Annotated in this window: 27 protein-coding genes; 9 read left to right on the top strand and 18 right to left on the bottom strand. The window is 40.1% G+C overall.

Annotation, left to right across the window (positions count from 1 at the left end):
• Positions 1-119: 119 nt before the first annotated feature.
• On the bottom strand, positions 120-473 hold the full coding sequence (locus BSO02S_RS23100; RefSeq protein WP_235846993.1) for a CotD family spore coat protein: 354 nt from the start codon (positions 471-473) through the stop codon (positions 120-122).
• 288 nt (positions 474-761) lie between these two features.
• Complete coding sequence (locus BSO02S_RS23095; RefSeq protein WP_066073285.1) at positions 762-3,791, bottom strand: efflux RND transporter permease subunit; 3,030 nt, start codon at positions 3,789-3,791, stop codon at positions 762-764.
• A gap of 560 nt (positions 3,792-4,351) precedes the next feature.
• Here BSO02S_RS23095 and BSO02S_RS23085 point away from each other — a divergent pair.
• Positions 4,352-5,014 (top strand): nitroreductase family protein, encoded by a 663-nt coding sequence (locus tag BSO02S_RS23085; protein ID WP_066073277.1) that lies wholly within the window; start codon positions 4,352-4,354, stop codon positions 5,012-5,014.
• Between the two features lie 181 nt (positions 5,015-5,195).
• On the opposite strand, the gene BSO02S_RS23080 is transcribed toward BSO02S_RS23085, so the two are convergent.
• Positions 5,196-5,993, bottom strand: a complete 798-nt coding sequence (locus BSO02S_RS23080; RefSeq protein ID WP_066073274.1) for a carbon-nitrogen hydrolase family protein — start codon at positions 5,991-5,993, stop codon at positions 5,196-5,198.
• A gap of 248 nt (positions 5,994-6,241) precedes the next feature.
• Here BSO02S_RS23080 and BSO02S_RS23075 point away from each other — a divergent pair, with 248 nt between their 5' ends.
• Positions 6,242-6,613, top strand: coding sequence for a YkvA family protein (locus BSO02S_RS23075; RefSeq protein ID WP_066073272.1), 372 nt, complete (start codon positions 6,242-6,244; stop codon positions 6,611-6,613).
• 159 nt (positions 6,614-6,772) lie between these two features.
• On the opposite strand, the gene BSO02S_RS23070 is transcribed toward BSO02S_RS23075, so the two are convergent.
• Positions 6,773-7,354: a hypothetical protein gene (locus BSO02S_RS23070; protein WP_066073269.1), complete on the bottom strand. Its 582-nt coding sequence runs from the start codon at positions 7,352-7,354 to the stop codon at positions 6,773-6,775.
• 507 nt (positions 7,355-7,861) lie between these two features.
• Between BSO02S_RS23070 and BSO02S_RS28140 the strand changes: the two genes are divergently transcribed.
• Complete coding sequence (locus tag BSO02S_RS28140) at positions 7,862-8,065, top strand: hypothetical protein (RefSeq protein WP_235846992.1); 204 nt, start codon at positions 7,862-7,864, stop codon at positions 8,063-8,065.
• Between the two features lie 11 nt (positions 8,066-8,076).
• Entirely contained in the window at positions 8,077-8,496 is a 420-nt protein-coding gene (locus BSO02S_RS28135; protein WP_235846991.1) for a PrsW family glutamic-type intramembrane protease, read from the top strand.
• 114 nt (positions 8,497-8,610) lie between these two features.
• Here the strand turns inward: BSO02S_RS28135 and BSO02S_RS23060 are convergent, their stop codons facing one another.
• Complete coding sequence (locus BSO02S_RS23060; RefSeq protein WP_066073266.1) at positions 8,611-8,859, bottom strand: hypothetical protein; 249 nt, start codon at positions 8,857-8,859, stop codon at positions 8,611-8,613.
• A 238-nt stretch (positions 8,860-9,097) separates the two neighbouring features.
• Here BSO02S_RS23060 and BSO02S_RS23055 point away from each other — a divergent pair, with 238 nt between their 5' ends.
• Complete coding sequence (locus BSO02S_RS23055; protein ID WP_066073263.1) at positions 9,098-9,307, top strand: cysteine-rich CWC family protein; 210 nt, start codon at positions 9,098-9,100, stop codon at positions 9,305-9,307.
• A 160-nt stretch (positions 9,308-9,467) separates the two neighbouring features.
• Here the strand turns inward: BSO02S_RS23055 and BSO02S_RS23050 are convergent, their stop codons facing one another.
• On the bottom strand, positions 9,468-10,064 hold the full coding sequence (locus tag BSO02S_RS23050; RefSeq protein ID WP_235846990.1) for a GNAT family N-acetyltransferase: 597 nt from the start codon (positions 10,062-10,064) through the stop codon (positions 9,468-9,470).
• Between the two features lie 257 nt (positions 10,065-10,321).
• Between BSO02S_RS23050 and BSO02S_RS23045 the strand changes: the two genes are divergently transcribed.
• The 3 genes from BSO02S_RS23045 (at position 10,322) to BSO02S_RS23035 (ending at position 13,337) form a co-directional block, all read left to right on the top strand.
• Positions 10,322-11,683 (top strand): cytochrome ubiquinol oxidase subunit I, encoded by a 1,362-nt coding sequence (locus BSO02S_RS23045; RefSeq protein ID WP_066073259.1) that lies wholly within the window; start codon positions 10,322-10,324, stop codon positions 11,681-11,683.
• Positions 11,684-11,695: 12 nt separating this feature from the next.
• Positions 11,696-12,730 (top strand): cytochrome d ubiquinol oxidase subunit II, encoded by a 1,035-nt coding sequence (locus BSO02S_RS23040; protein ID WP_066073256.1) that lies wholly within the window; start codon positions 11,696-11,698, stop codon positions 12,728-12,730.
• A gap of 238 nt (positions 12,731-12,968) precedes the next feature.
• The gene (locus tag BSO02S_RS23035) at positions 12,969-13,337 is read left to right on the top strand and encodes a hypothetical protein (protein ID WP_066073253.1); all 369 of its coding nucleotides are present in this window, start codon (positions 12,969-12,971) and stop codon (positions 13,335-13,337) included.
• Between the two features lie 568 nt (positions 13,338-13,905).
• Here the strand turns inward: BSO02S_RS23035 and BSO02S_RS23030 are convergent.
• The 9 genes from BSO02S_RS23030 to BSO02S_RS22990 form a co-directional block, all read right to left on the bottom strand.
• Positions 13,906-14,382: a GNAT family N-acetyltransferase gene (locus BSO02S_RS23030; RefSeq protein ID WP_066073250.1), complete on the bottom strand. Its 477-nt coding sequence runs from the start codon at positions 14,380-14,382 to the stop codon at positions 13,906-13,908.
• Between the two features lie 230 nt (positions 14,383-14,612).
• The gene (locus tag BSO02S_RS23025) at positions 14,613-14,813 is read right to left on the bottom strand and encodes a cold-shock protein (protein ID WP_066073248.1); all 201 of its coding nucleotides are present in this window, start codon (positions 14,811-14,813) and stop codon (positions 14,613-14,615) included.
• 256 nt (positions 14,814-15,069) lie between these two features.
• On the bottom strand, positions 15,070-15,963 hold the full coding sequence (rbsK, locus tag BSO02S_RS23020) for a ribokinase (protein ID WP_235846989.1): 894 nt from the start codon (positions 15,961-15,963) through the stop codon (positions 15,070-15,072).
• A 22-nt stretch (positions 15,964-15,985) separates the two neighbouring features.
• The gene (locus BSO02S_RS23015) at positions 15,986-16,798 is read right to left on the bottom strand and encodes an energy-coupling factor ABC transporter ATP-binding protein (protein ID WP_066073241.1); all 813 of its coding nucleotides are present in this window, start codon (positions 16,796-16,798) and stop codon (positions 15,986-15,988) included.
• On the bottom strand, positions 16,786-17,658 hold the full coding sequence (locus BSO02S_RS23010; protein WP_066073238.1) for an energy-coupling factor ABC transporter ATP-binding protein: 873 nt from the start codon (positions 17,656-17,658) through the stop codon (positions 16,786-16,788). Before BSO02S_RS23010 ends, BSO02S_RS23015 begins: the two co-directional genes overlap by 13 nt.
• Positions 17,655-18,407 (bottom strand): energy-coupling factor transporter transmembrane component T, encoded by a 753-nt coding sequence (locus BSO02S_RS23005; protein ID WP_066073235.1) that lies wholly within the window; start codon positions 18,405-18,407, stop codon positions 17,655-17,657. Before BSO02S_RS23005 ends, BSO02S_RS23010 begins: the two co-directional genes overlap by 4 nt.
• Before the next feature lie 24 nt (positions 18,408-18,431).
• Positions 18,432-19,022: an ECF transporter S component gene (locus BSO02S_RS23000; protein WP_066073233.1), complete on the bottom strand. Its 591-nt coding sequence runs from the start codon at positions 19,020-19,022 to the stop codon at positions 18,432-18,434.
• Between the two features lie 146 nt (positions 19,023-19,168).
• Positions 19,169-20,080, bottom strand: a complete 912-nt coding sequence (locus tag BSO02S_RS22995) for a nucleoside hydrolase (protein ID WP_066073230.1) — start codon at positions 20,078-20,080, stop codon at positions 19,169-19,171.
• A 16-nt stretch (positions 20,081-20,096) separates the two neighbouring features.
• Positions 20,097-21,113, bottom strand: a complete 1,017-nt coding sequence (locus BSO02S_RS22990) for a LacI family DNA-binding transcriptional regulator (RefSeq protein WP_066073227.1) — start codon at positions 21,111-21,113, stop codon at positions 20,097-20,099.
• 304 nt (positions 21,114-21,417) lie between these two features.
• On the opposite strand from BSO02S_RS22990, the gene brnQ reads away from it, so the two are divergent.
• On the top strand, positions 21,418-22,758 hold the full coding sequence (gene brnQ, locus BSO02S_RS22985; protein ID WP_066073224.1) for a branched-chain amino acid transport system II carrier protein: 1,341 nt from the start codon (positions 21,418-21,420) through the stop codon (positions 22,756-22,758).
• A gap of 165 nt (positions 22,759-22,923) precedes the next feature.
• Here the strand turns inward: brnQ and BSO02S_RS22980 are convergent, their stop codons facing one another.
• From BSO02S_RS22980 to BSO02S_RS22970, 3 genes are all read right to left on the bottom strand, one after another.
• Positions 22,924-24,084 carry a M20 metallopeptidase family protein gene (locus tag BSO02S_RS22980; protein ID WP_066073221.1) on the bottom strand — a complete coding sequence of 387 codons (1,161 nt, stop codon included), beginning with the start codon at positions 24,082-24,084 and terminating at the stop codon, positions 22,924-22,926.
• Positions 24,085-24,485: 401 nt separating this feature from the next.
• Positions 24,486-25,112, bottom strand: a complete 627-nt coding sequence (locus tag BSO02S_RS22975; protein WP_066073218.1) for a metal-dependent hydrolase — start codon at positions 25,110-25,112, stop codon at positions 24,486-24,488.
• 196 nt (positions 25,113-25,308) lie between these two features.
• Entirely contained in the window at positions 25,309-26,022 is a 714-nt protein-coding gene (locus BSO02S_RS22970; protein ID WP_066073215.1) for a YwaF family protein, read from the bottom strand.
• Between the last annotated feature and the right edge of the window lie 138 nt (positions 26,023-26,160).

The following is a 26,160-nucleotide window of genomic DNA, read 5'->3' as shown; positions in this document are numbered from 1 at the left end:
AAAAAAAATGGCACCCATAAGGTACCAAGGAGAACTTGTATCTTGGAACTTTTATAGTATATGAAATTGGTTTTGTTGTGTTAATAAAAAATCCCCCTCAAGAGAGGGGGAAAAAGAAGCTAGTATCCAAATGGTCCTGATGGACAACAAGGATTGTGTGGTACACCGCACATCGTATGTGTTTCACAGCATTCATTTACACATGATTCTGTGTGGGGAAAATAATGTTGATGGTTAACATGAAGCTTGTTGACTGTTGTCGTATGAGAAGGATGGACATGAGAGACTACTTTATTAAATAAGTTTGTTTTTACATATTGTTGTGCAGGGTCAACTAGTCCCGGGTCATACTGTGTTGGAAACACTTGTGGTGGGCAGTATTGAGGCGGACATCCACATCCTCCTGGTCCACCGTATTGTCCCGGCATCATAGGTCCTGGAAAACCACCAAACCCCATATTTCTATTATTCATTAAAATTACCTCCATGTGAATTTGTCTTGTGTCACCATTAGTCTATGTGACTTTTTGTTTATGTGGACTAGTTAGATACCTATTTTTATCATTAGAAATTTGCACAATACGAAGTTACTGTCCTGATACAAGTAAACTTCTTCTTTAGTGCAATAAAAATAGGCGCCAAATTGGCAGAGAAGGGACATGGGTTCAGGACCATTATCCGAATTAAATACAGGAATCTTCGACACTATTCAGGGCAAGACCAAAATGGGACGAGGTTCCTGTCCCCTCGTCCCATTTCCTCTACGCTGATTCTTTTTCAGTTATCTTATCGGTAGTTTTCTTAGAAAGTCGCGCTTTTAGCGAATGTAATACATGATAAGTAGTCGGTACAATTACCAAGGTTAAGAGTGTAGATGTCAGCAGCCCTGAAATAACAACAATTGCAAGTGATCGTGAAATTAGACCGCCATCACTTGATAGCGCTAATGGTAATAATGCACCGATTGTGGCGAGAGCCGTCATGAGAATTGGGCGGAGTCGAGTTTTTCCAGCTTCAAGCAGCGCGGCGCCAACCGCCATGCCCTTCTTCTCATTCTGCTTCACGCGCTCCATCAAGACAATCGCATTGGTGACCACAATCCCGATTAACATCAGGAACCCAACTAAAGCCGGCATCCCAAGTGCTTGATTCGTAAGATATAATCCTAGTAATCCCCCGGAAAACAAGAATGGTAAGGAGGATAAAATCGCCACCGGCATTAACATATTCCCAAATGCAATCAACATCACGATAAACACCAACACAACCGCAACGGCCATGGCAAGCATCATATTGGTAAACCCTTCGTTCATTGCTTGCGCTTGACCTTCTGAATGATAACTTATCCCTTTTGGTAAATCTAAGGTTTTCAGGCGTTTATCGACCTCTGCCTGCACGCCGGAAGAATTATCCGTCGTGATTCGTCCTGAAATCTGCACATATGGCTGCTGATTTAAACGATACAGCGCGGAAGGACTTGGCGTTTTCGTCAAGGCAGCTACTTCTGAAAGGCTTACTTGCTGCCCCAGCGGATTGGTCATTTTTTGGCTCATAATATCGTTGATCGTGCCCTCGGAAGTGCTATTCAATGATAAATTGACACTCGTTGTTTTTCCTTCCACTTGCATCTCAGCGACATGATCACCGGAAATAAGCTCTCTCACATAGCCCGCAATCATGATCGGATTTAATCCTTTTTCTGCTGCTTGCTGATCATTGATTTTCAATTGGAGCTGTTCCTTCACTCCAGAGAGGTTGGATTCCACATTTTCTAAGCCATCAATATCTTTAATTTTATCGGTAATCATTTTTCCGGCCGTCTCTAAATCTTTGGCATTCCCGCCCTCGACCATTAACGCTAAACCACTTGTTCCGACAATCCCTACAGGAGAAAGCGCCACCCGCATGTCATCGTCCAATTTTTCTACTTTTGCTCTTACACTTTTTTCAAAATCACTTGTTTGCTCTTTCGTGACGCCATCCTTTAAATCGATAGAGAAACGAATATGCTCCCCATTTACAATCGTTTGTGTATGGTTAATATCCTGTTCATTTTTCAAAATGGCTTCTACTTTAACCGCCATCTCGTTTGCTTTTTCTAATGAAGTTCCAGCCGGTAAATCACCTGTTAACCTATAGGAAACAGCCTTTTCCTGTGGTAAAAAGTTCTGTGGAATCAGTGGAACTAATGCCAACGAACCGGCAAACAAGATAATCGCTAACACAATCGTGACCGCACGTTTCGTTAAAACCCATGACAATACATGCCTATACGCTTTTTCAAAAAATGTTTCTTTCAACTCTTGGTGTTTGATTCGCAGTAAAAATAATTTTGCCAATAATGGTACAACGGTTAACGATACAATTAAGGAAAATGCAAGGGCAACGATGACCGTGATCCCAAACGGAGCAAAGAACTTGCCAACAATCCCGGGAACAAAGGAAAGCGGCCCGAATACGGCAATGGTCGTCAGGGTGGAAGAGGTAATCGCCCCTCCTACTTCTTTGGCTGCTGTCAGAACCAATCTTTCATCACGCTTCGGGCTAGATAAGGTTCGCCGGTAAACATTTTCTATGACAACAATCGAATCATCAATCACCCGTCCGACGGCGACAGCTATTCCAGCAAGGGTCATCATGTTTAAGCTATAGTCCAAATATTTTAAGGTAATCATCGAGGCTAATATCGATAATGGGATGGACAGAACGGCTACAATCGTTGCTCTTATATTACGAAGGAATAAGAACGTGACGATGACGGCAAACAAGGTACCAAGCAATACTTCCCGCAGCATCCCATCAACAGATGTTTTTACTTCTTTGGATGTATCAAATAATTTCGTTAATTTATAGCCGGCTGGAAGATCTAATGCATCCAGCTTTTCCTTCGCCTGCTCCACTACTTCCACTGTATTAGAGCCGGGAATGGCTAACATTTCTACCAGAACCGCTGGCTTTTCATTCAATCTAGTGTAGACCGTTTCCTTTTTGTCGCTATAATCAACTGTCGCGATATCTGACAAGCTTAGTTTTTGCATTCCGGCAGGTCCCTGAGCCAAAATTTGAACTTTTTTAACATCCTCAATGGAACCCAGCTTGAAATCGGCTTGCACATTGAAGGTTTTATCTTCAACATTTACCTGCCCCGCCGGGAATGAAAAATTGTGCGCTGCCAACGTTTGCTTGACTGTTTCGTACGTTATTCCATGCTGCTTCATCTTTTCCGGATTGAGTTTGATTGCCACTTCCTTTTCAGTCTCACCCGAAATATTAATGCTTCCGGCTCCTTCGATTCCTGTCAATGCAGGCTTGATTCGCTCATTGATAAATTGGGTTATGTCCGATTGATTGGCTGTTTCAGACGAAAGAGCAAACGAAAATACGGGCATGGCAGAAGGACCATCCTTTAGAATGGCAGGCTTTTCTGCACCTGCAGGCAGCTTCATCGAAGCGACAGCCGTTGTAACGTCCTTTTCCGCTTCGTCCATATTCTTACTCATATTAAATTCAAGAATCCCCACAACCACATTACTGTGTGCTTCAATATACAAATTATCTAGTTTCTTTATCCCCGACAATGCCGATTCTAATGGCTTGCCAATATCCTCTAATCCTTGGTCAGGCGTAGCTCCAATATAAGGAACCTGGACGATAATATAAGGAATGTCAACATTAGGCATTGACTCCATCTTCATCGTTTTGACTGAATAGATCCCCCCGGCAATCACCATTAACATCGCAATAAAAATAACCCCTGCATTCTTTAGTGAAAATTTGATCCATGATTTCATTACTCTCTTCCCCTCCGAAAATTTTACTCGTTTCTTCCATTCCCCTGTTTTTTTCGTAGTTTAGTCTCGTCTGTTGGATAATCCCACCTGTTCATTATAAGTTTTCCATTTATTCATCAACATCGGGCAGTTGGTGTAATATTGTCTACGACCTCAGACCTAGAATTTCCCAACAAAATTTAGTTTAATCGTTCTAGAGCATACCTTATAGTGATAAAAGTCATATCTTTAATCATATTGTGCGGCTGAAAGTCATGAATCCACATGGACGGTTCGAAAGTGGCGAAAATGTCTTTAATAGGGGCCCTTAAGGACAAAATCGACCAAGGAGGAGGCGAAAATGTCTTTAATAGGTGCTCTTGGAAGGCTCTCATGGTCTTTTTCTTCATTTTTCCTTGCCGAAAAAAGCCAGCAGAATCGTCCCCATGGTCACTAACTTTGTAAAATGCGGACAATAATGGTAGAATAACTTTTGTTCATAATGGGATAATACCCTTGCTATATAAGGATTCCCTGAATTGTACGCAGCAGGGAATCAGAAGGACTAGGAGGGCATGATGATGTCAAACTTACAAACAATTGATAAAGTCGAACAACAAACGTTCATTGATGTAATTCGGGAACGCCGTTCTGTTCGTGCATATGATCCAACAGTACGGATTTCACGCGAAGAAATGACTGAAATACTGGAGTTGGCAACACTGGCTCCTTCATCTTCTAACCTGCAGCCATGGCGTTTTTTAGTCATCGATAAGCCGGAGTTAAAGGATAAGCTTTTGCCCATCGCGTTTAACCAACAACAAGTAGTAGAAGCCTCTGCCGTTATTGCAGTCCTTGGCGATGTTGAAAGCTACAAGAACGCGGAAAAAATTTATGGAGAGGCAGTTGATGCAGGCTTTATGCCGGCAGATACGGCTAGTTCATTCATTGAGCGTACGGTCAGAACGTACTCAAACCTATCGCCCGAAGCAGCGCGCCAAATCGTCTATACGGATGGTGGACTAATCTCCATGCAGCTCATGCTGATCGCCCGTTCCAAAGGGTACGACACCGTTCCAATGGGAGGATACGATAAAGCAAAATTTGTGGAGGCTTTCGGCATTACTGAAAACCTTATGCCAATAATGCTCATTGCAATAGGAAAAGCAACAAAACCAGGACATCCAACTACCCGTCTTCCGATTGAGGATGTAGCGTTCTTCAACGAAATACCAGCGGAATAGGAAAAATCATGGGACAGTTCCCATGGTTTTTTTTTGTTGTGAGCTCAACCAAAAAAAGACCACCAGAACCCATGATCTAGGAGGGTGGGGATCTGACCCCGAAATTCTTTACAATAAAATAAAAGAGTTTAGCTATAAACAAGCTAAACTCTTCAACAATTCTCGGACCTTGCCAGGCAAGCTAAAAGCGGTAAAACTCCGGCTTCCGGTGACTTACACTAGGAAGTTTTTCTCTTACACGGCGGATGCGATCTAGGTCAATATCGGAAACAATTAACGCTTCTTCTTCGCCTGCGCTGGCTAGTATGACACCCATTGGATCGACCATGATACTGCGGCCGGAGAAAATATCGCCAACGAGGTTTGCACCAAAGACGAACATCGTATTTTCAATCGCTCGTGCACGAATAAGTGTTTGCCAATGGTCCTCTTTCATCGGTCCCGCTACCCAACCTGCAGGAACAAACAGGATATCTGCTCCTTGAAGGGCGAATTGTCTTGCAATTTCGGGAAATCGCAATTCGTAGCAAACCATTAAACCGATTTTTCCAAACTCTGTTTCTACTATCTTGTATTGATTATCCCCCGGAATAATCGTCTCAGACTCATGATAATTAAAGGCATCGTATAAATGGGTTTTTCGATAAGAATGGACGAGCTGCCCTGAACGATCAATAAATACGGTTGTGTTATAGGCACGTTTTTGATCATCTGATTTCGATTCATACAGGCCGCAAATGACATAGATTTCGTTTTCGCGGGCAGCCTCTGCCAACGCAGTAACAAACGGACCATCCAACGGTTCCGCTGCTTCAACCGGTAATACGCCAGACTTAGGGGTAGCCAGCGCCATATAAAATTCCGGAATGATAACAAAATCTGCGCCCAAACTTTTTGCTTTTGCAATGTACTGTAGAGCTTTCTCTAAATTAGCAGTTTTATCAACACTAGTGGATAATTGTGCAATTGCTACTCTCATGTAAGTATGGACCTCCTAAAATGATAGTTTTCATTTATTTTAATCTATTTTCGAAGGCTTTGGTGAACTTTTTATAATTTCATCCCACCGCATTTCTTTAAATTTAGAAGAGTTTTACAATCGCAGAATGTAATGAATGAATAAAAATGAATAGACTAGAAATGGATGATAATAAAAGTGGGTAAGTAGTAAATAGAGGATATGTTATTTTAGCCAGCCAAACTAGTAAATTAAGGAGGCATTTCATAATGGAAACTAATTTTTTCAATCAAGAGGATGACCAACATCAATATAATAGAGAAAAAAATCAGAAATACGTCAAAAAGGGTTTTTGGGCTAAAACAAAAAGGATTGCTGGAAAAGTGCCTTTCGTTAAGGATAGTGTAGCCATGTATTATTGTGCAATTGATCAAAAAACTCCATTATGGGTTAAAGGTGTGGCCTTGGCAGCATTAGCTTACTTGATCAATCCATTTGACGTAATGCCCGATGCTATACCAGTTTTAGGGTTTACCGATGATGCTACAGCCATTTTTGCGGCGGTCAAAACGTTGGATAAGTTTATTACGAATGAACATAAAAAGAAAGCTGAAGAAGCAATGTTAGACCTCGAAGGTTAATGGAAAATGGACCATTTACAAGTTCCTTACGGCCCGAAATGTCGACTCCCCAAAAATTCCTTCGTCTGGGAACGAAGGAACTTTTCTTGGGCTTTTTTAGGGTCATGGAACATAACTGTCAAATAAGAGTATTCGAGGTGTGCCAGGCACCGCCACTCATCATCCTTTAATCTTAACTGAGTGGGAATCGGACCTCAATGTCATGCCCGCTGCGATAAAACCGGCTCCTGTAAAGATCGCTCCAATCACCTCAATGATTAACTTGAAATCATTGATCATACCAGCGGCGGCAAACACTATGGTGCCGGCTACCAACAGATAGCCCGAATAAACGGGGAATACTTTGCCGCGAATAATGGAAATCCCTAATAATATCATCCCTAACACAAACAAAAGCGGTCCATAGGTAGAGAGTGGTTCATTAACGGATGTCATTAACACTTGGCTTGCTTTTTCCAAGGAAGCTTGAGCTATTTCCACAAAGACAATAGCTGTGACCACAATATTACCAATATTGCCAAGAAGCATGGCCAAGAATCCAACTGTACCATTTTTCTCACCCTGAAAAATGTAAAGTCCAAAAAAGGCAAAAACCAAAAGCAAATGGGACATGAAAACGAGGAAATTCCCATATACAGAACCATATTCTCCCGAGCCCAAGTTTAACGCATGTGCGGCTATCAGAAGGGTTCCGGCTAGAATGGAGGTAAAACTCCCAAGCCTTATAATCGATGGATTCATTTTTCCACTCCTTTACTTCTCCTTTGATTCTGCAATAGTTCTCCTTTTCTTTTCACCTATATAGGAAAATTTTCCTGCTATTCAAAATATAAAACGAGACACGGGAGTTGTAAAGAAATATTTCCATGTATGTCTTTGTTTAGAGTGTAAGTACATATTGTGTAGCAATGATAAATCAAAATGAAGCACAAGACCTTTTCCCACACTTTCCCCGATTTCAGTATTCTCCTTCCTCTATATGGAGAACATAAACTCGAAACAAGGGTATGCTATTTTGTACTTTTTGAAAGAGATTTGTTCAAAATGAGGTGGAAGGTAAATGAAATGCCCGCATTGTGGTTACCTAAATCCGGAAAAGGTTAAAAGCTGCTTAGACTTCGGCTATAAAGGTAGTAGTCCTGACCTAACAACAGAAGAAAAAAACAGCCTATTTTATGAGTTTGCTTCTTTTGTTGACATGGTACCAAGGGTACCGTTCCGTTCACGACACTGATTTTCTTTTGGGAAATGAACGCTCCTCAAAATATTGCGATTTATCGAATCGTCTATGTGGTCTTTATCGGCGGGATCCTCTCCATGCTAGCGGCACTGGTGTTCTTTGATATTCTGAAAAACAACATCAATCCCATTACGATTGGTGTTTCGGAGGAACTTGCCAAAGCCGTTACCGTTATTTTTTTGTACGAAAGCTTAAATACAAGTATATCCTGAATGGACTTCTATTGGGTGCTACGGTGGGTGTCGGCTTTGCAGCTTTCGAAACTGCTGGTTATGCATTACGGGGACTTATTTCTGGAAACTTCCATACACTTTATGCTACCATCCTTTGGCGAAGCCTGTTAGCTCCCGGAGGACATGTTGCGTGGGCCGGTTTGTCAGGAGCCGCCTTCTGCATGATCCAATGGGACAAAAAATTCGAGTTGAACATGTTGATCAAGCCAAAATTTCTTCGCATCTTTATTCTTGTCGTTTTGATGCATGCACTATGGGATACACCTATAACAGGTATTTTTCCATTTGGACAACTCTTTCTGATGGCTGCATCATGGATTCTGGTTTTCCGAATGATTCGTAAAGGCTTAAAGGAAATTTCAGAAAAGAAGTGGCGATTTAACTTTTATCCATTTGAACACTCTTCATAATTGGCATAAAAAATGCTCAGTGGATAATTGATGAACTCTGAGCATTTTTAGCTTATTGAATTAAAGCACCCCGAAAGTAAAAAAAGAACGTTTTTTACTTTCAAAGAAACGAATTTATTTTTTCCTTTTTGATTTTCCAAATAAACCGATTGCAGCTGCTACACCAATGCCGACGCCAAACCAGGCAGCCATACTCAATACATCCACCTCCATTAAGACAAAACGTTTTCTTATTGTATTGATATGATTTAAAGATACTAATGTTTCACTAGCCTGTGACGTGAGTTGAAAAATATCTCTAATTATCTTAGGCTTTTTTGAATTCGCCCATTGAATGGTAATATTCGCCCGTTGAATCTGCAAATTCGCTCATTGAAAATTACTATAGATGATTTTTATATTCAAACATTTTTTCCTTCTCCAATTAAACTCGCCCGGTAGCTCCTCAATCAAGACATTTTGCCAATAATCGTGCTTACAGCATTTTCATACTAGTTTTATTAAGGTTTTTTATCCGAAAAAGCAAAAAATGATGTAGTATTAAGAAGAAATAGAATATAACAAAAGACTATTATTATGTCACAATTGGAGGGGAATTTAATTGGCAAATAAATATTGCCCGATATGCGGGGAAGTTAATAGATGTATGTCTAGTGCTGGAGAACATGGCAATTGTTGGTGTGATATAGAGGAATTCCCTAAAGAAATCTTTGAATTAGTTCCAGTTGAAAGTATTAGAATAGATTGCATTTGTAAAAAATGTTTAATTAAATTTCAGGAAGAACAAAAAATTAAGGGCAATATACGATGAAATTATAATGTTAAAAAAACACGATTTTTTTATGGAAATCGTGGTTTTTATTTGCGTTTTTAAATATTTTTATTGCCTTTTGTCCCCCATAAAATAGATCCCGTTATCTTTTTGACGACCCTTTTTTTACTAACGCTGCCCGTTTAATAAGAATACCACTTTATAAATTTAACTCTTCCTTGTGGTTTTCAATAAATTCGTCTTTCGTTAATCCGAATAAAATAAAATCCATATACTTCCCATTTATATAAACAGCCTGTCGACGCACCCCTTCTTGGATACACCCAAGTTTTTTCAACATCTTAGCTGAAGCATCATTTCCTTCAAGAACATAGGCATTGAATTTATTAAGCCTTCGTTCAAGGAATGCATACTTTAATAGAATCTTCATCGCTCTGGTACCATATCCCATACCACGGTTTTCCTTATCAATTATAATTCCAATACTAAATGTTCCATTTCTCTCATCGATTCTACTTAAATTAATTTCACCTATGGTTTTACCTGCAAAATCTTCAATAATAAACATTATTCTTCCATTTGATGAAGAATAATCAGCATTTTCCTCTGCAAATTTTTTCGAACCTGCAATAGTAGGTGGCAGCTCAGTAGAACATAGTAAAAGACGACGTACAGAAGTATCAAACTGTCCAATATATTCTCTTTCCCAATCTTCTGGATGCATCGCACGTATTCTAACTTTATCGTCTTGCCAAAAATAGTTACTATAATCAATTTTTAATATTTTATCTTCCAACAATGTCTCCCCCTAATTATTGTTTAATAAATTTATTTTAACAAAATACAGAACGAAAGTTAGGTTCAAAATTAAAATTTAGAATTAGTTTATTAAATTCCTGGCCTTCTTACCTGTATCTTCAAAACCTACTCTTCCGTCCAGTCGCTGAGCAGGAACATTTTTAAGTATAATCGTCTTTCGGGCTTAATTACATATTATTGGACGAATTGGGAATGATTATTTAAGAAAATTAACCCTGAGAGGACGAATTGATTATGGACGATCTATTAGTAGCCCGTTCTTTATTTGGTACGACAATGGCATTTCATATTATATTTGCAACTATCGGAGTAGGATTGCCATTTATGATTTTGACTGCTGAGCTGCTTTACCAAAAGACGAAAAATCAAGATTACGTCATAATGGCTAAGCGTTGGACAAAGGCGTTTGCCGTCTTACTTGGAGTTGGGATACCGACTGGTACGATAGCCGGAACCCAATTATCATTGCTTTGGCCCGGTTTTATGGAAGTCGTTGGTCGGGTCATGCCGCTTCCATTTCAAATTGAAATATATGCCTTTTTTGTTGAGGCTCTTTTTATGTCTATCTATGTATATGCTGCAGAAAGAATTGCCCCTTGGATGAGAATAGTAAGCTTAATACTAGTCGCTATCGGTGCATTAGCTTCAGCAGTATTGATTACAAATGTCCATGCCTTTCAGGGTACTCCAGCAGGATTCCGATATGAGAATGGGAAATTTGTAGACATTAATCCTTGGGCTGCTTTTTTTAACCCAAGCTTCTTTGTAACTGCTGGGCACGTTGCGTTGTCTGCCTACGTTGTGGGAGCTTTTGTTGTGTGTTCTGTTGCCGCTTTTAAAATGATGAAACATCAATTTGGGTCCAGAATTTACTTGTTTCATCAAAAGGCACTTATGATGAGTTTAGTGTTAGGTGGTATTTTTGCTTTTTTAACAGCAATAAATGGACATGCTTCTGCTCAATATTTACATGAATATCAACCAGAAAAGCTAGCTGCTGCAGAGGGATTATTTGAAACACAATCCCATGCTCCACTCGCCATCGGCGGCTTTACAGATCGTGAAACCCAAGAAATAAAAGGGGCCATTGAAATTCCTTGGGCGCTAAGCTTTCTTGCCGGAAATAGCTTTGATACGGTTGTTGTTGGTTTGAATGATTTTCCAGAGGAGCTTTGGCCTCCCTTATTTGTACATACGCTTTTTAACGCAATGGTTGGCATTGGTTCATTACTGATACTTATCCCAATTCTCGTGTTTGCCTGGAGAAAAGTAATAAAAAAGAAGCATTACCCAAAAATCATGCTGTGGACACTAGTTACTACAGGTCCATTGGCGGTGCTTGCGATTGAATTTGGATGGATTTTTGCTTGTACGGGCCGCCAGCCATGGGTGATATACAGGATATTATCAACTGCTGAGGCTGCAACAACAGCGACGAACTTAAGTACATTATTTATATTGTTTATTGCTGTATACATTATTTTGGCGCTTGCTGTTGTGTATGTATTGCTATACTTCTTTAGAAAAAACACAGTATTGGATGATATCGAGCGTTCAGAGAAAAAAAATGTCCCTTTATTCAGTTCAAATTCATAGGAGGATATGCACATGGTTGATGCTCTTATTGCGATTACCGTGCTATGGGGGTTTGTCTTTATTTATGCTGTCATGGCAACAATGGATTTCGGCGCTGGCTTTTGGTCAATGATTTACATTAATCGGGAAAAAACGAAAGCAACCAATATTGCCAATCGATATTTATCACCCACTTGGGAAGTGACAAACACATTTATTGTTGCATTAGTTGTAGCTGTCTATAGTCTTTTTCCAAATGCAGCATATACTCTAGGCACTATCCTGATCATTCCTGGAAGTATAATCCTGCTTTTACTTGCTTTACGAAGCGCATTTTTAGTATTTTCAAATATCGCAATCGAATATAAAAAGCCCTTGACGTACATATCAGGAATTGCAGGAATACTAATTCCTGGTCTTTTAATTAGTGTATTGCCAATAACACATGGGGAATTTGTTGATTACGGGAATGGTGTAGCGAATTTAAATTTATATAGGCTTTTTACAAGCCCAAATGTATATGCATTTATTGGCTTTGCCATCAGCAGTACTCTTTTTCTCTCGTCTTTATTGTTAGCGGATTACTCGAAAGCATCTAATGAAATGGAGGCATATCGAGTATATCTTCGCGATGGAAAAATATTAGGACCCATTTCCTTACTAATGGCCTTACTCATAATGCTTACCTTACCAAATGATGCTGAGTGGTTATACAATAGAATGATGGACGACCTTTCACTTTTACTTATTTCGGTTGGCTTCTTTTTGATTATAGGGATAGGATTATATGCCCCATCTCCATTTCAGAAAGGGGTCAAGGGGATGCCAAGACTCGCTGTTATTGCAGTGATATTCCAATACTTAATTGCAAGTTATGTATATGGGAAAGCACACTTACCCTATATCATCTATCCTAATGTGACAATTCAGTCGGGTTTTACAGACCCTAATTCATTTAGAGCTGTATTTATTACCTACATTGTTGGGTTCGCAATTCTCTTTCCTGGCTTTATTTACTTTTGGAGTTTATTTATGAAAGATAAACGATATTTACGGCAAAATGGGTAACTAGGATATATAGCAACATAAGTGGTGATTTACTGATATTTAAAGTCTGTATCTTTACATTAATCAATGATACAGGCTTTTTTTATATTCCTTCTTCAATTCCCGTTGGTTGAAATGGAAACCTTCATAAAAAACTTAGGATCTAGCCAGATAAGTAATTTTGGGATTGTCGAAATAACTCGTTTTATGTATCATAGTATCAAATTAGTGTATTTTTGCACTTTGGAGGATAAAAGCTATGGCTAAACTATATTCCTTTGATTTGGATGAAGAGAATGAAACCTTTTTTGTAAAAGTAGGAGGCTTCTTCCAAGTGGAAGATGCAAAAATATATTTAAGCGAGTTTCAAACCATCGTAAATACCATTAACCCTTCAAGGTATAAATTTATAGTAGACGGACGTGGACAAGAAGAAGTTGCTGATCATGTGGTGGATGATATCGAATTCGTTTTAAAATTATATTGGATAGCTAATTTTAAAAAAATAATAATTATTTATCCTTCCTCTTCTGCTTCAAGAAAGCAGGTTGAAAATTGTGTAAAGAAAATTAACTTTCCTGGAATGTTTGTGAATTCCATTGAAGAAGCTAACAGCATAAAAGATTAAAAATATATAAAAGCCAACTTTGACGGTGCGTTTTATCATTTTTAACAGCGACTATGTTAAATAAACGATGTTGTTGATAGCAAAGGAATCTACGATTCCCCTGCGGAAAAATGGGATAGGAATACCCCTTGCTGAGTCACTAGCGAGTAAATGCAGCTTGGAATTTCATTAGTAGCCTTTGCATTTCCCTTACTTTTTTCTTATTTTCAAAAGGTTCGGTTTTGTTGAGTCAGATCCCATCAAGAAGATGTGGCACGATTGGATTCGATTCCTGTATAGCGGCCAGAATGGCTGAGCAAATTTTATTCGAAATTGGGACTGATGTGAAGAAACAATTACGACTGCTCCATCCCTAGTTCATCAGTTGATCGAGTCCGAGTAGATCCTTGTAAAAGAACGTTGCTTTAGTAATGTCCTGTGTTTCACCATTGGCAACAATACGTTTGAGGATGACTTGACATTTAATACTGTAAAGTCATCCATTTTTGATGGATAAGATAAATTCGGATTTTCTACGTTAAGGAATTTCCAAATAAAAAGCCCAACTTCTCTGCTTAGTTTAAATGAGTTAAGTATTTTGCAACAATAAATTCATTACAAACTGTTCACCAATGGGACCCATTTTTCTCTTACCTGTATCTTCAAAACCTACTCTTGAGTACAGTCGCTGAGCAGGAACATTTTTATGATTAACAACTAAAACGATTTCATCACAATTAGGAAATTCAGCTTTTACAAAATCACTTAGTAAGAGCATACCTTGTTTAGCATGACCTTTTCCTTGCTTCGCATGATTAACAGACAATGCAGTTAACAACATAGCTTTCGGATTATCCGAATACTCCTTTACTCGTTCAGTTGAATGCAATAAAAAGAATCCCACAGGTTCATTCTCGCTTAAAATAACAATTCGATGTTGGCCTTCTGCCACCTCTAAAATCTTTCTTGGTAATGCAGTGAACTGCTCCTGTTCTTCAGGGAGTTCGAAAGAATTTAATACATCTAAATAGTCATTCGAAAAATGTTTTAATTCAACTTTTTCCATAGAAGTGGTTGCTCCTTAGTTTTTTTACTATATATTATCACAGGAACGTACATTCGTAATCTTTTAACCTAAATTAGGAGATTTCGTGTTTATGTGATACACTTTATTTACCATTTGATTTACTGTTCACATTTTTCCCCACTCATTCGTGAGTGGGGTTCCTTGTTTTTTTAAGGCAAAAAAAAAAACAGACTCTAAAATAGAGCCTGTCTTGTATTAGACATTTATTATTAAGCTTTACGAACGTTAGTAGCTTGGGGTCCACGTTGACCTTGTTCTACTTCAAAAGTAACTTCTTGACCTTCGTCTAATGATTTGAAGCCTTCGCTTTGGATTGCTGAGAAGTGTACGAATACATCGTCTCCAGCTTCGCGTTCGATGAATCCAAAACCTTTTTCTGCGTTAAACCATTTTACTTTACCTTGTTCCATGTGTGTTTCCTCCTGCTGTGTGCTTTTGCACACAATATGTTACTATCCTTGCTATCAGTGATCATTAAGACGAAAAGTTCTACTAATACTATCCTTTAAACCGCCGAACAAAAATAATTCTTCCTTAGATTACCACTTTTCGAAAGTGTTTGCAAGTTTGAAGTAAAATTACATGAGGTTATTGCTTATACACTAGGTGATGAAAAGATATATATCCATTTAATTTAATTAAAACAGACATTCACATCCCCTTGCTTTATTTTACTTCCTCTAAGGTTGGCAGTGATAGCTGGGCGCCTTCTCTTGTGACGACGATGGCCGACACTAAAGTGGCGAATTCTGCTGACTCCGAGTCGCTCAGGCCTTTTGTTAGGCCGACAGCAAAGGCGGCAATATACGCATCTCCCGCCGCTGTTGTGTCAACCGGAATCACTTTCACTGCCGGTATATGGACTTGAAGTTCTTCATTAAGTAAAAGGGAACCCTTTTCCCCCATGGTAACGATGATTCTAGCTACTCCTGATGTTTTTAACACTAGAGCGGCCGCGACAATTTCGTCTATCGTTGTCACGGGCATGCCTGTCAGCTGCTGCAGTTCCGTTTCGTTCGGTATCAAAGTATGAACCATTCCAAGCATCTTTGTTGATAACGGCTGACCCGGTGCCGGATTTAATATCACTTCTTTCTGATGTTCAGAAGCAATGGTCAAGACATAGTCGACCACATCAAGCGGAATCTCCAATTGCATAATGATAAAATCGCACGCTTGAATCAGATGAATGGAATCGTCAATATCTGCACGACTTACTTTATGATTTGCACCTGGAACTAAGATAATATGGTTTTCTCCATCTTTGCTTACATTAATAAAAGCCATACCTGTCGTGCCTTCTTGCCGTATTCCGGTAACATCGACACCGGCTTGCCTTAAATTATTTAATAACATTTGACCATGATCATCCGCTCCCACCCGGCCGATCATGGCGACATTCCCTCCTAGTTTCGCGGCAGCAACGGCTTGATTTGCTCCTTTTCCGCCAGGACTTTGTTGAAATTTTATACTGCTTATTGTTTCACCAGGATGTGGGAGATGTGGAACATGGGCAACTAAATCCATATTCAAACTCCCAATGACTAGTATTTTCTTCAACGAACCCACCTCAAGCTTCATTCTACCAATTATTTACTTGTTGTAAATGATTCATCATCTCATCGATGGACAAGACCTTCTCTTCTAATTGCAGCGAACGACTGACACGACTAATATGCGGCTGCTTGAGCATGCTTTCTTCTAATACATCAAAATCCCAAAAGATGTCTCGTTTATTCCCTTCCGAAATCTTCCTGCGATTGGCCATGACAATCACCCGTTCAAAATGATTCACAACAAATTCCATATCATGGGTAATCGTAATCACAGTTTTTCCTTCGGCCACTAACGTACGAATCATCAACCCTAATCTTTCCATCGCTAGTAGATCCTGACCAGCTGACGGTTCATCCAGAATAATCACTTTAGACTCCATCGCAAGGACAGAGGCGATGGTCACAAATTTCCGCATTGAAAACGGTAAATTGTAGGGGTGTTCTTTTAAGTAGGGAACAACCCCGGCAAGCTCGGCCGCTTTCATCACACTTTCTTTGATTTTTTCAGGCGGCAAACCAAGCCTCTTAGGAGCAAATTCAATTTCACTGTACACATCACTGTGAAAAATTTGATCGTCCGGATTTTGAAACACGTACCCCACTTTCCGCGAGATTTGCGCGGTCGTATAGTCTTTTGTATTCCAACCATCGATGATGACATTGCCAGACTCTGGTTTTAATAATCCGTTCATTAATTTAACCGTTGTCGTTTTACCAGCCCCGTTTTGTCCTACAATGGCTACGGCTTCCCCTTTACTAAACGACATATTCACATTTTCCACTGCTTTATATCCATTTGGGTAACGAAAGCTAACATCCTCCAGCGTTAAGAATGACATACTTGTTCCCCCTTCGGATGGCTCAATCCTTTTACCGTAGTAATCGCCTGCTGTTCCGTCAAGGGAATTTGCCCCACTTCCCAATTCCGCTTCTTCATTTCAAGACCCAATAAAGCATATTGCGGCAAGGCTGCACCGTATTCCAGCACTTGTGGATCCGTAAGAATCTCTTCGGTTGTTCCTTGCATGACCACTTCACCATCTTGAAAAACTAGAATCTGCTCCGCTTTTTCGGCAATTAATTCGATTTTATGCTCAGCTAAAATAATCGTTTTCCCTTTAAGCTTCATCAGTTCGATGATTTTAAAAATTTCCTCCGTACCCCGAGGGTCTAATTGTGACGTTGGTTCGTCAATGACTAAAATTTCCGGCTCCATCACGATGATCGATGCTAGGGCCACCCGTTGCTTTTGCCCGCCCGAAAGCTCCTGAGGATTTTTATCTCGTAAATAATCAATCCCCAGAAGGCCGATGACTTCCTCGACCTTCTGAATAATGATGTCGACATCTACCCCTAAATTCTCTAACCCAAAGGCAATTTCCTCAAAAACGGTTTCCTTTACCCCACTGATCTGCGTAAAGGGATTTTGAAAAACAAAACCGATCTTCTGCGCGAGCTCACCCATTTCCCATTCACGAATATCCTTGCCATCGATCAATACGTCACCGCGTAAATCACCTTTATAAAAATGAGGAACAAAACCACGTAAAACGTTACAAAAAGTCGTTTTTCCGCTGCCATTGGCACCAATTAAGGCATAAAAACCACCCTTTTCAATCTTTACATTGATGCCCTTTAACACATCACCTTTCCCGATCGGGTACTTATAGGAAACATTTTTGAGTTGAATAAAACTCATAAAGCGACCCTCCAGACAATGATGACAATGAGTAAAAGTAGTAATAGAATTCTTACAACAGTGTCCTTTTTGGTTTTTTCAATCCTGTAGAGGCTTGTTTTTTTGACGGGTGCCGTGAAGGCCCGTGCCTCTAATGTGATTGCCCGTTCTTCCGTGCTCGCGACCGATGTTAAAATCAGCGGGGTCAATGTTGGCAAAAAGGCTTTGGCCCGTACACGTAAATTACCTTCTGTTTCAACCCCCCGCGTTTTTTGTGCATCCATAATCGTCATCGAAAGCTTCTTCATTTCAGGGATGATCGTCAATGTCGATAAGACGACATAGGTTACTTTTGATGGGAGACCAAGCTGTTCTAACGAGTAGACAATATCTTTAACGGAAGTAATGCGAAAAAACAACAGTAAGGCTGAACCGATGGCCCCAATTCTAGAGGTCAGCAGTAAACTGAAATCAATTCCTTCCTGCCTCAGTGAAAGGAAACTCCAGCTCCAAAGGATCGTATCACCCGGATAGAAAAAACTTTGAATTAAAAAGATAAACGTAATCAAAACTAGAAGTGTCTTAATCAACAATCCTAGTAATTCTTTAAAAACTTTCGCATATAAGGCAAGCAGCAGACAAAGCGGCACCATTAAATAGCCATACAAATACCCTTTTACAATAAAAACAGTAATAATAATAAATAACGTAATCAAAAATTTTGTTGATGGATATAAATCAAGAAGTAGATTGTTGGATTTTTCCTTCATGGCAAACCCTCTCATTATCATTTACTAGGAATCTAAAAAGTTTTGACCATAATTATGTTTGGATAAGTAGCGGTCGGACATTTTTTTCACAATCGTATACGTAATTAATAGTGATAGAATTTTATCAATGCTCTCAATTAAAAGATTGGATGAAAATACGGATTTCCAAATTCCTTGTCCAGAAGCGAGGAAGATCGCTCTAACGGCAGAAGATGAGTCACCGGTTGACCCGCCGAACAAGATGACACTAATCGGTGTACTAACAATAATGACAATAAAGGTTAAAATGACGCCGGCAATGATTGTTTTTCCAACGCTTGTAAACATTTTTTTGATAGAAAAATAACCAACTGTCAGTCCAATCACCATTGAAACAATTGCAAAAGGCAATTCTGTTGGCGAAAAAATTGATTTTATGACGTTTGTAAGACCTCCAGTAACCAACCCAACCCACGGGCCGGCAATCATTGCAACTAACATCGTGCCGATCGCATCTAAATATAATGGGATACGTAATACCTGCACAAGCTGTGAAATGACGACATTAATCGCCACCCCGATTGGAATAAGCAAAATGGCAATCAGTGTAAAATCGAACTTCAGACCTTTTTTCATAAATTAAATTCCCCCTGGTTATATTATTTTAAGTAAAAACATAGGAGTAAGTTGATTGGTAAATCTGATAAACTAGTACGGATTAGTTCAATTTTTTTAAGCGCAAGGGACATAGGAGTAGGATATAGCTGAATGACTAGTACTGATTACTTCAATTTTTCAATCGCATTGTAGAGTAAATCAAGGATTCTTTCGCGGTCCACATCAAATGCTACATTTGCATTTTTCGGCTTGCCTGTTCTCTCCTTCTTATCCACTACGGTTTGCCCTCTTGTGAATTCCCCCTTTGTCTCAATCTCGACATTGCAAGGGATGAAGGTAAATAAGGAAGGATCAATCAGGTTGGCCACTGCACACGGGTCATGCATGGCATCGGCACGACCATCGCGAAAATAGAAATCTAGCATACTGGCAACTGCTTTTCCTGTTTTATTGCCGATAAAGCGAATACGATCAATATCCTCTTTATACATCGGGATTTTATTGGTCACATCTAAGCCAAACATCGTAATCGGAATTCCTGAGTCAAAAACAATTTTTGCTGCATCTGGGTCAACATAAATATTGAATTCTGCTACTGGAGTGCGATTCCCGCCATCACAGGCCCCGCCCATAATGGATAATTGGTCAATATTCTCCATGACTTCTGGGTAGGACTTAATCAATAGAGCAACATTGGTAAGCGGCCCTATCGCAACAATGGTCACTTTTTCCGACGATTGGAGAATCGTATCTCTCATCGCTTCAAGTGCGGTACGGCTGCTAACCGAATAATGCGGTGCACCTAACTCCACTCCTCCAAAACCTGACTCACCATGGGCAACATCTGCAAGGACCAATTCATGAAGTAACGGCCCTATCGCACCCCTCGCAACTTCAATTTCCTCACCAACAAAACTGACCAGCTTTAAGGCGTTTGTTGTGATCTTTTCACTCGTTTGATTACCTGCACAGGTGGTAATGAGTTTTAAATCCAGTTCATCCGATGAGATGGCTAGAAGGATGGCAAGCGCATCGTCAATTCCAGGATCGCAATCAATAATAATTGGTTTGGACATGTCGGTTCTCCTCTTTCTAGTTTTCAAGTTTTTTGGTGCTTTCGCGCAAAATCAATGATGGTTCAAGATACAACGTTTTGTTTTTGACATCACCTCCTTGAGTGATTTGTTCCAATAAGATTTTGGCTGAGATTTCGCCCATGTCGTAAACGGACTGTTCAATGGTTGTTAACTTTGGGTTTAATAACTGGTTATAATTTATATTGTCAAACCCTACCACCGAAACGTCTTCTGGGATGTTCATCCCTTGCTCTGCTGCCGCCTGGTAGACACCAAAAGCCATTACATCGTTAAAAGCAAATATAGCGGTAATGTCTTTTTTCGCCAATAAAGTTTTGGCTGCCTGGTACCCGCCATCCATCTGGAAGTCAGCGGCTAGAATCAGGTCTTGATCAAATGGAATTCCCGCCTCTTTGAGAGCCTTCCTATACCCATTTAACCGATCCTTTGAGTTTGGAAATTGGGCAGGTCCCGTTATACAACCAATTTTCGTATGAGAAAGATCCAGTAAATGTTTTGTCGCAAGATAGCCGGCCTTTTCGTTATCAATCGAAACACCGCTAAACTTTTGGTCATCTACACCGCGGTCAAGCAACACTAATGGTATCTTCTGATCTAACACAATTTCTTCTAGTTGATGGATGGTTTCAGCACATGAATAGGTAAAAATAATGCCATCGACATTTTTTTCCTTCATTAAACTTATATACTCTAATTCTCGTTTCGGCTCCCCATCGGTATTACACAAAAAGACATTATAGGCATGCTGGTTGGCAAAATCCTCCACCCCCCTAACAAGCTCCGGGAAGAAAGGGTTTCGTATATCCGGGATAATAAGTCCGATGGTGTTCGTTTGTTTCGTAATCATACTTCTAGCTATCGAATTGGGCCGATAATCAAGCTCTTCAATAATATCCAGCACCTTTTTCCGGGTGGAATCGCCAATACCCTCACTCTTTTGATTTATCACACGAGAGACTGTGGTAATAGAAACATTTGCCTTTCTGGCAATGTCCTTTATCGTAATCGCCATAAAAAAACCCCATTTTCGGATTTAAGAAAACGCTTTCGTAAAACGTTTTCTTAATTATAGTTTTATTTTCTGAACTTTGTCAATATTATGTTAATATATTGTAGATTAAAAAAAGAAGCAGGGAGAGACACCAAAGTAGTTCAGTTTTGAAGTAGAAAAATAATAAAATCACATCAAATAACAGACATCAACCCAAGGAAGTAAAAGTACCGTCCCCATACTTCACATTCACTCTCATTGCTATAGCTAAACTCCTATTAAAGGTGTTAAAATGGATGGAATTCATCTTAGAAGGAGCACATCGATGCAACAGAAAATATCTTTTTCAACCTATGCCATCATTGGTACAATGCTATTCGGAATGTTTTTTGGCGCGGGAAATTTAATCTTCCCCATCCAAATGGGTCAACTAGCTGGGACGAACTTTTGGTCGGCTTTAATTGGCTTTCTCGTAACCGCAATTGGCCTGCCATTTATGGGGATTTTAGCATTTGGTTTATCCGGGAGTAATGGATTACGTGATTTAGCCGGTCGGGTTCATCCACTATTTGGCGTCGTCTTCGCCATGGCACTTTACTTAACCATTGGACCGTTTTTCGCTATTCCTCGTACAGCAACGGTACCTTTCGTGGTCGGTTTTGAACCGTATATGAATCCAGAGCACGGCAGTTTATATCTCGGGATCTTTAGTTTTGTGTTTTTTGCGATTGTCTATTATTTCTCATTAAATCCAGCGAAAATTATCGACTATATCGGCAAATATTTAACACCAGCATTTTTAGTATTTTTATTTATTTTAATCGTCATTGCCATCGTCAAGCCGATGGGTCACTTCGGTAAACCAACTGGTGCCTATAGTGGATTGGCATTTATAACGGGATTTAAAGAAGGATACAACACGATGGATGCCCTCGCCTCCCTTGCATTTGGGATTGTTGTCATCCATGCGATTAAGGGACAAGGCATCACCGATCCGAAGGCGATTGCCAAAACAACATGGAAATCTGGCATTTTCGCCATGGTACTCATGATGCTGATTTACGGACTCATTACCTATATGGGGGCATCGAGTGTATCAGCAATTGGGACATATGACAATGGCGGTTTGATCTTTGCTGCAGTGGCTCAGCATTATTTCGGATCATTCGGCTCCATTTTGTTAGCGATTATTATCGTACTCGCTTGTTTAAAAACGAGCATCGGACTGATTACTGCCTGCAGCGAGTTTTTTAATGGTGTGTTTCCAAAAATAAGGTATAAAATGTTCGTTCTGATCCTATGTCTTGTGTCATTTGTCATTGCCAACTTTGGCCTAAACAATATCATTCAATACGCGGTACCAGTATTAATGTTATTGTATCCTTTAGCTATTGTTCTGATTTTATTAGCGCTTTGTTCACCTTTATTTGGCCATAAGCAGAGTGTTTATGCTGCCTCAATGTTCTTAACTTTTTGTGTAAGCTTCTTCGACGGCTACAGCACATTAGTCAGCAGATTGCCAGACGCGACTGTCTCTATATTCGAATCCATAAAATCGTTCTACATGGATACTTTACCACTTTACGATATTGGACTTGGCTGGATTTTACCAGCTTTAGTTGGTGCGGTGATCGGCTATTTGTGGCCATCAAGCGCTAACGGCTGAACCGAAAGTCTGCCTATACACAGCACGCTGTCTATTTGTTAAGTTTCCTTCGGGTAAACTTAACGGGCTCTACTTCGACGTTTAGGCTAAAAATCCTCTCAATCCTCTAAGTAGACGAGGACCTATTTGAAGGCAAGGCTAGTGGGGGTGACCCACTAGCTTGCATCAGGCATTCAAAGCGAGTTGAATCATTAGTTCGATTCCAGCGGGGATGGCGGCTTCGTCGATGTCGAATTTGGGATGGTGGTGCGGGTATTGGCTTTTTTCGCTTTGCATACCAACATTGATGAAAGCTCCGGTCTTTTCCTTTAAATAATAGGAGAAATCCTCAGCGCCCATCACTGGTTCCTTTTCCATGAAGACCTCTTCGCCAAAGGATTTTTCAATGATGTCTTTAGCCACTACGCATGCCTCTGGATGATTGTACAACGGCGGCGTTCCCTCAATAAAGTGGTAGTGCCCTTTTCCGCCAAAGCTTGCACATATCGATTCCGTTAACTGAGCCGTTTTTTTATGCATCAGCTCTGCTCCATCAAACGACATCGCCCGAATCGTGCCTTGCAGTGTAACCTTTTCAGGAATGACATTATAGGAATTGCCCGCCTGCATCCCGCCAAACGAAATCACTCCTGCATGCAGCGGGTTCAAATTTCTGCTGACAACCGATTGAAACGCCTGAATAAGGTGGGTCGCAATGTAGATCGGGTCCACCGTTTGATGTGGATATCCTCCATGTCCGCCTGTTCCTTCAATCGTAATGTCAAAATCATCACTTGAGGCCATGGCATAGCCGGTGGCAAAGCCAATTTTTCCAAGAGGCATACCGGAGATATAATGAATGCCATAGATAACATCGACTCCGTCTAAGACCCCCTCTTTTACAAGCTGCTGTGCTCCGCTTGGTGAGGCTTCCTCTGAACTTTGAAAAATCAAGACAATATTGTTTTTTACGAGATGTGGATTTTCACTCATCCATTTAGCAGCCGCAAGCAATGTTGCAGTATGACCATCATGGCCGCAGCCGTGCATAACGCCGGGTACGGTTGAAATATAAGGCTTGTGGTCCCCTTCTTCATGAAGCGGAAGGGCATCCATATCGGCTCTAAGCGCAATGGTTTTGTTTCCTTCTGTTCCTTTGAAAAAAGCAACCACATTTGGTGCTGAAAATCTGGAATCTATCGGAATACCAAATTCAGTTAACTTCTCTTTAACATAAGCAGCTGTCTTAAATTCTTGTCCTGAAAGCTCAGGGTGCATATGAAAATGTCGGCGCTGCTGAATGGTCCAAGCGACGAGCTCTGAATCTATTAATTTTGTCTGTAACATGATTTCTCCTCCAAATTGGATATTTTTCTAAAATAACAATGAATTTTTATACAATAATCGTAATTTATATTCAAGGGAAATGCAACCCAAAAATAGAGCAGAGGTGCCTGTCGCTCTGTATAGCTCAAAATCCAGGGAAACGTTCAAGTAGGCGGGCTCTACTTCGATTTTATGGCTCATAAACCACGGAAAAGTCTAAGTAGAGCGGTTTTTAGATGCCCCTTTGCGTCGCATTTTGCCAAAAATGCGCCAATCCAATTTACGCGCAATATTGTGTAATGATCCCTCTAACGGGGAGTAATGTTTTAATAAGTTGAAAAAAAGCCGTACCAAAAATCCCCTATGGTTATAGGGGATCTTTAATGGTCTTATCAAATTTAGGAAGTTACTAGAACCAGCATCTATAGTTCTTTCGATGAAACAGGTAAAAACAGCTTTATCCCCCGTTTATTGAACGGTAGGATTTTAAGATCTGCAATTAAATGACTGATGTACCCAGCAAGGCAGGTATAAAAAACACCATCAATTCCGATAGACACTTCTAATCTGGAAGCGATAATCCCGAAGAAAGCTACTCCCAATATCGAATGGGTATAGCTGCGGTGAGAAACGAAAGACGCTATTAAAATATAAATCCCAAGTAGCATCAACCATATTTCTTGTAAAGAGAACCCACCCATTAGTACACCGACTCCTGTGATGGTTAACATATGCCTTTGCTTTATCATCGACGATACAACTATCATACCCAAGCCGATACCGATACCCAGCCATTTCTCCGTCGATATTCCCTCATAAATACTATAAAAGATCATCAGAATCCCGATCAACTGGGCAACCGTCCGAATTACCTTATGGGATAAGGTGATTTTTCCACGAAGCTTCCCATCAATGTCAAGATCGGGGATTAAACCTGAAACCCCTCCTAATCCGACTAAAAATAATGTCGTAGAGGGAGAGGCATTAAAAGTGTTTGCAACAATAAATCCTGTTGCTGCTCCCAAAGCTGCATGTGCTGTACCATTCAATTCTACTTCCACCTCTATCTCAATTGTTGTAACATTTCCACAAAACACCACACCTAATTATTTTACAACAAAACATCCGTTCTGTTTAGAGGTGAATTGCGAAAAACGACAAAAATCGACCGGTTTCAACTTTTTTCCTCCCCAATCAAACGATTAATCAAAAGTGGACAACAGGACAGAACCCCTTGTCCGTTCGCTATTTTCTTTTGTTCCAAAATGGAAGGTAGAGTATGTAAAAGCTCAGGATCATCACTAGCTCCATTGATAAGAGATACCACGGCCATGGGCCGAGATAATCTAAAAGGGAGCTGCTATTCGGTTTTTTCATGATAAACAGGTAATTTGCTCCTAGTAGCTTATTTAGGAAAAAAACACATGCTGCATATAGGTTCAAAATGAGGATGGTCACCCACATGGAACGAATGGTGGGCCAATAGTGGAAGGCTACCACCATAAACAAACATGCTAGCACAACTCCTCCATGTGAAACAAAAAACTCGATATATTGAAAGTGAGGAAACGAAAACTTGCCAAGATCAGGTGTCAGGATGGCTTGAATAGAACTGCCAAGTGCTGCAAAATACATAAATTGAAAAAGTTTTTCGCTTCTCGCAAGCAACATGACTATCGCCAGTATGACAACGAGATCACTGAGTTGCAGCGGCAAATCTCTCTTTATTGACCAAGCATTTTCACCCACAAGCCAAAGATGATCTAGCGCCTCTGAAACCACTAGGAGAACAGCCAGCGAGTAACGAAAAAGCCTTCGTTTCCCCTCCTTTTCAAGCTCATTCCTCATCAAAAATAGGAGAAGACAAAGAATGATAATAATCCCAATCGTCAAGAGATGTTCCATTGAAAAAAGACGAAACGACTGAAGTTTTGAATGAAATTGAAAATATGCTTGCATCTTAATTACCCCATTAATTGAGCTGAAATTTTTGATGATTTCTTAGTTTAGGGCAAATTTATCCAAGACTATACCTACCCGTGTGACATCGAGACTGGATCCATGCCCTACTAGGGAATTAATCGGAAAGGTAGAAAC

The organism is Neobacillus soli NBRC 102451, from assembly GCF_001591665.1.
GTDB classification, from domain to species: Bacteria; Bacillota; Bacilli; order Bacillales; family Cytobacillaceae; genus Neobacillus; species Neobacillus soli.
Note: the sequence above shows the minus strand (reverse complement) of the source record. Positions and strands in the feature narration are given on the sequence as shown.

Bases quoted from the DNA above. Each gene is read 5' to 3' on its own strand.
- BSO02S_RS23100 (WP_235846993.1), bottom strand. From the start codon at position 473: ATGAATAATAGAAATATGGGGTTTGGTGGTTTTCCAGGACCTATGATG.
- BSO02S_RS23095 (WP_066073285.1), bottom strand. From the start codon at position 3,791: ATGAAATCATGGATCAAATTTTCACTAAAGAATGCAGGGGTTATTTTT.
- BSO02S_RS23085 (WP_066073277.1), top strand. From the start codon at position 4,352: ATGTCAAACTTACAAACAATTGATAAAGTCGAACAACAAACGTTCATT.
- BSO02S_RS23080 (WP_066073274.1), bottom strand. From the start codon at position 5,993: ATGAGAGTAGCAATTGCACAATTATCCACTAGTGTTGATAAAACTGCT.
- BSO02S_RS23075 (WP_066073272.1), top strand. From the start codon at position 6,242: ATGGAAACTAATTTTTTCAATCAAGAGGATGACCAACATCAATATAAT.
- BSO02S_RS23070 (WP_066073269.1), bottom strand. From the start codon at position 7,354: ATGAATCCATCGATTATAAGGCTTGGGAGTTTTACCTCCATTCTAGCC.
- BSO02S_RS28140 (WP_235846992.1), top strand. From the start codon at position 7,862: ATGAACGCTCCTCAAAATATTGCGATTTATCGAATCGTCTATGTGGTC.
- BSO02S_RS23045 (WP_066073259.1), top strand. From the start codon at position 10,322: ATGGACGATCTATTAGTAGCCCGTTCTTTATTTGGTACGACAATGGCA.
- BSO02S_RS23040 (WP_066073256.1), top strand. From the start codon at position 11,696: ATGGTTGATGCTCTTATTGCGATTACCGTGCTATGGGGGTTTGTCTTT.
- BSO02S_RS23035 (WP_066073253.1), top strand. From the start codon at position 12,969: ATGGCTAAACTATATTCCTTTGATTTGGATGAAGAGAATGAAACCTTT.
- BSO02S_RS23030 (WP_066073250.1), bottom strand. From the start codon at position 14,382: ATGGAAAAAGTTGAATTAAAACATTTTTCGAATGACTATTTAGATGTA.
- BSO02S_RS23025 (WP_066073248.1), bottom strand. From the start codon at position 14,813: ATGGAACAAGGTAAAGTAAAATGGTTTAACGCAGAAAAAGGTTTTGGA.
- BSO02S_RS23015 (WP_066073241.1), bottom strand. From the start codon at position 16,798: ATGTCATTCTTAACGCTGGAGGATGTTAGCTTTCGTTACCCAAATGGA.
- BSO02S_RS23010 (WP_066073238.1), bottom strand. From the start codon at position 17,658: ATGAGTTTTATTCAACTCAAAAATGTTTCCTATAAGTACCCGATCGGG.
- BSO02S_RS23005 (WP_066073235.1), bottom strand. From the start codon at position 18,407: ATGAAGGAAAAATCCAACAATCTACTTCTTGATTTATATCCATCAACA.
- BSO02S_RS23000 (WP_066073233.1), bottom strand. From the start codon at position 19,022: ATGAAAAAAGGTCTGAAGTTCGATTTTACACTGATTGCCATTTTGCTT.
- BSO02S_RS22995 (WP_066073230.1), bottom strand. From the start codon at position 20,080: ATGTCCAAACCAATTATTATTGATTGCGATCCTGGAATTGACGATGCG.
- BSO02S_RS22990 (WP_066073227.1), bottom strand. From the start codon at position 21,113: ATGGCGATTACGATAAAGGACATTGCCAGAAAGGCAAATGTTTCTATT.
- brnQ (WP_066073224.1), top strand. From the start codon at position 21,418: ATGCAACAGAAAATATCTTTTTCAACCTATGCCATCATTGGTACAATG.
- BSO02S_RS22980 (WP_066073221.1), bottom strand. From the start codon at position 24,084: ATGTTACAGACAAAATTAATAGATTCAGAGCTCGTCGCTTGGACCATT.
- BSO02S_RS22970 (WP_066073215.1), bottom strand. From the start codon at position 26,022: ATGCAAGCATATTTTCAATTTCATTCAAAACTTCAGTCGTTTCGTCTT.